This is a genomic window from Nostoc cf. edaphicum LEGE 07299, from assembly GCF_015207245.1.
Classification (GTDB): Bacteria; Cyanobacteriota; Cyanobacteriia; order Cyanobacteriales; family Nostocaceae; genus Nostoc; species Nostoc edaphicum_B.
The window spans coordinates 1-4,132 of the sequence record NZ_JADEXF010000520.1; the positions used below are offsets into that span (position 1 = coordinate 1).

Annotated in this window: 2 protein-coding genes; both read left to right on the forward strand. The window is 45.8% G+C overall.

Features of this window, described 5'->3' with window-relative positions:
- Positions 1–558, forward strand: a 558-nt coding sequence (locus IQ229_RS15985; RefSeq protein WP_228013504.1) for an endonuclease domain-containing protein, incomplete at its 5' end; no start/stop codon positions are given.
- A 37-nt stretch (positions 559–595) separates the two neighbouring features.
- On the forward strand, positions 596–3,919 hold the full coding sequence (locus IQ229_RS15990) for a Swt1 family HEPN domain-containing protein (protein ID WP_194045302.1): 3,324 nt from the start codon (positions 596–598) through the stop codon (positions 3,917–3,919).
- Positions 3,920–4,132 lie beyond the last annotated feature (213 nt).

Genomic DNA, 4,132 nt, shown 5'->3' on the forward strand with positions numbered 1-4,132 from the left:
CCCCCTAGCCCCCTCTCCCAATTTGGGAGAGGGGGAACAAGACCACTAGAAACTAATCCTACTCCCCTCTCCCAGCATGGGAGAGGGGCTGGGGGTGAGGGCGCTTCTAATTACTGGCAAGTCCCCCCAGCCCTCCACCAAAAAATGAAAGAGGTAGCCCGTCAGTTTCGCAAAGAACCTACACCCAGTGAAGCCATCCTTTGGCAAGCCTTGCGAAATAGAAAGTTAGAAGGTAGGAAATTCCGTCGTCAGCAACCAATTGGCTGTTTTATTGTTGATTTTTTTTGTGCAGCTGAACGTCTAATTGTTGAAGTAGACGGAGCCATTCATGAATCTCAAAAGATTCTAGATCAACACCGTCAAGAATTACTTGAATCTTTGGGATTGCGGTTTGTACGTGTTAGTAGCGAGTTAGTGGAAACAAATTTACCTGCGACTTTAGAAATTATTTGTCACGCTTTTATCCTAGATAGCCCTCATCCCCCAGCCCCTTCTCCCAAATTGGGAGAAGGGGAGCAATTTTACCCCTCTCCCAGGATGGGAGAGGGGCAGGGGTGAGGGCAAATTTAACTATAAACATTAGTATAAAAAATCTATGAGCGTAAGTAACCGCGAACGAGTTGGCAGGGTGCTAGACCTTTTGAGAGATGGCTTATATCCTTTTGTGGAAAGGGAAATGCGTTCCGTTTATGGTGATAAGTGGGTAGTTGCCGCTACACCTTTTGTTCCAGAAGACCACAGCTTAAGACGTAATGTCCAGCAAATTCTCAAGCAAGACGAATCAGCACTGCTGAAACTCATGTCTAATCAGTGGCGTGAAGTGTTCAAAAAGACTCTGGGCAATGCAGAAAGAAGCTTGGTTGGGGAATTAATTGACACCCGCAACTCTTGGGCGCACAACAAGCCACTCTCTACAGATGATGCCTATCGCGCTCTTGATAGTGTATCGCGGCTACTTTCTGCTTTTTCTGCACCAGAAGCAGATGAAGTTGATAAACAAAAACAAGAACTTTTGCGGCTACGCTTTACAGAACAAGCCCGTCGTGAAACTCGTCGTGCTACTCTCCAACCTTTAGAAGGCAATCCTGTAGGCGGTTTAAAACCCTGGCGAGAAATTGTTACACCTCACCCAGATGTTGCCTCTGGTAGCTACCAACAAGCAGAATTTGCTGCCGACCTCTGGCAAGTTTATTTAGATGAAGGTTCCGACGAATACCGCATACCTACAGAGTTTTTTAGCCGCACTTTTCTTACCGAAGGGCTAAAGCAACTGCTCACAAATGCCTTGCTACGCCTTTCTAGCAATGCAGGCGACCCCGTTATCGAACTGCAAACCAACTTTGGTGGGGGCAAAACCCACGCGATGCTGGCACTATATCACCTGTTCATGGGAGTTCCCGCATCCGAGTTACCCGGATTGGAACCAGTGCTGGAAGCGGCAAATGTTTTACCTCCGCCAAAAGTTAATACAGCAGTGCTGGTAGGAAATAAAATTTCTCCTGGTCAGCCTCAATCTAAAAAAGATGGCACAGTTGTCCGAACACTCTGGGGCGAATTAGCTTGGCAACTGGGCGGTAGGGAAGCCTACGAAATGATTCGAGAGGCAGATGAAACCTCAACGAACCCTGGCGATACCCTCCGGGTGCTGTTTAACCGCTATGCACCCTGCCTGATTTTAATTGATGAATGGGTGGCTTATGCCCGACAGCTTCACGAAATAAACGACCTTCCGGGGGGCAGCTTTGACACTCACTTTACCTTTGCCCAGACTTTGAGTGAGTCGGCAAAAAACGCTAACCAAACTCTTTTGGTCGTGAGTATTCCGGCATCTGATAATGAGATTGGAGGCGATCGCGGTAAAGCAGCCTTAAGTAGACTCAAAAATGCTATTGGCAGAGTCGAATCTCCTTGGCGACCAGCAACTGCCGATGAAAGCTTTGAAATTGTACGGCGGCGACTGTTTCAACCGATCACCGAAGAAAGTGGCTTTATTGCCCGTGATGCCATCATCCGTGCCTTTGCAGAAATGTACCAAAGCCAATCTCAGGAGTTTCCTAGTGAGTGCCGAGAAGCTAGTTACAAACGACGGCTAGAAAATGCCTATCCTATCCATCCAGAACTGTTTGACCGACTTTATAATGACTGGTCAACTCTCGACAAATTCCAACGCACGCGAGGTGTGCTGCGACTGATGGCAAAGGTGATCCATTCACTTTGGGAAGGACAGGACAAGAGTTTGTTAATCATGCCTGCCAGCGTGCCAATGGATGACGGACAGGTACAAACAGAATTGACTCGCTACCTGGAAGATAACTGGGTGCCAGTCATTGAAAAAGATGTAGATGGATATAATTCTCTACCATTAGCGTGCGATCGCCAAAACCCGAATTTAGGACGTTACTCTGCCTGTCGCCGTGTTGCCCGGACAATTTACCTTGGTTCTGCTCCTACTCTAAGAGCAGCCAATCGCGGTGTAGAAGATCATCGGATCAAGTTAGGGTGTGTTCAACCAGGGGAAAGTGCAGCAACTTTTGGCGATGCTTTGCGCCGACTTACCGACCAGTCCACACATCTTTATGTCGATAACACTCGTTACTGGTTCTCAACTCAGCCTAGTGTCACCAGACTTGCCCAAGACCGAGCCGAGCAAATCCAACAGGATCAGGATAAAGTTTGGGATGAAATTATTCTCCGATTAAAGGCTGATAAACAGCGCGGTGAATTTGCTGGAGTACATATTGCTCCCGACTCTTCCGCAGATGTTCCTGATGAAATGGCCGTAAGGCTGGTTGTCATGGGGCCACAACATCCCCATAAAAATAAGGAAAGCGAAACCCAAGCCCGCACCAGAGCCGAAGAAATACTAAACCAAAAGGGAGCCAGTCCTCGGTACTGCAAAAATATGTTGCTGTTCCTAGCACCAGACAAGGCAAAACTGGAGCTATTAGAACAATCTGTTTGCCAGTACCTCGCCTGGAATTCGATTATTCAAGATAAAGTAGCCTTAAACTTAGATGTTTTTCAAAGCAATCAGGCGACGACTAAACAACAGCAAACCGACAAAGATGTAAAAAGTTTAATTCAAGAAGCTTACATCTGGCTGTTAGTGCCAATGCAACCCGACCCTCAAGGAGAGATTGAATGGCAAGAAATCCGATTGCAAAAGCAAGACTCTCCTGTTCTGCAAGCAAGCCGCAAAGCAGTTCATGAAGAACATTTGATTGCTAACTATGCCGCCAGTCGTCTGCGCCTGGAAGCTCTTGACCCTTATCTCTGGCGCGATGTAAACCACCTCGACCTTAAGAAGTTATGGGAGTACTTAGCGTACTACCTTTACCTGCCACGTATCAAAAATCAACAAGTGCTATTACAAGCGATCGCAGAAGGAGTTGCAGCGTTACTGTGGAATGAGAACTTTGCTTATGCCACTGGCTGGGATGAATCCAAAGGACGTTATCTTGGTTTGAAAGCAGCTGAACACATTACCGTAACCCTTAGCAGTCAAAATCTGATAGTTAAGCCAGAAGTAGCGCAACGCCAGTTTGAGGCAGATGCTGCTAAACCTGTAACTCCACCATCAGTTAAAGAAAAAACAGGAAGCTATAAGACTGACAAGGAAAAAACTATTGACACTGTAGTAACAGCAGATGGCTCCTCTGATAGCCAAGTAACTGTCATAGTTCCACCAAAACGTTTCTATGGTTCAGTCAAATTGAACGCATTGCGGCTAAGACGTGACATAGGACAGATAGCAGACGAGGTTATTCAACACCTTAGTAGTCTGGTAGATGCTGAAGTAGAAATTACCTTAGAACTTCAGGTCACTGTCCCTGAAGGAGTTCCAGAGAACGTGATTCGCACAGTCAGCGAGAATTGTCGGGTTCTCAAATTTAGTAATCAGGGATTTGAACAAGAATAAAGTTGAGGTAGATAAACTTGTTAGATAGTAATAAGGTAAAGCATTAAGTCACTCTCAAGAGTTGTCAACGGCTTACTGGTCGCGGATGTAGCTTAGAAGTCAATATTCTTCTTACAAAAGTGTTGAATGTTAATAAAAATCCGATAAAAATAGCCCAAAATATGTTAAATTTTGGGCGGAAGATTAAAGTATATCTATTTGATAGTGATTATA

Excerpts from the sequence above, each read along its gene's own strand:
- IQ229_RS15990 (WP_194045302.1), top strand. The coding sequence starts at position 596 with ATGAGCGTAAGTAACCGCGAACGAGTTGGCAGGGTGCTAGACCTTTTG.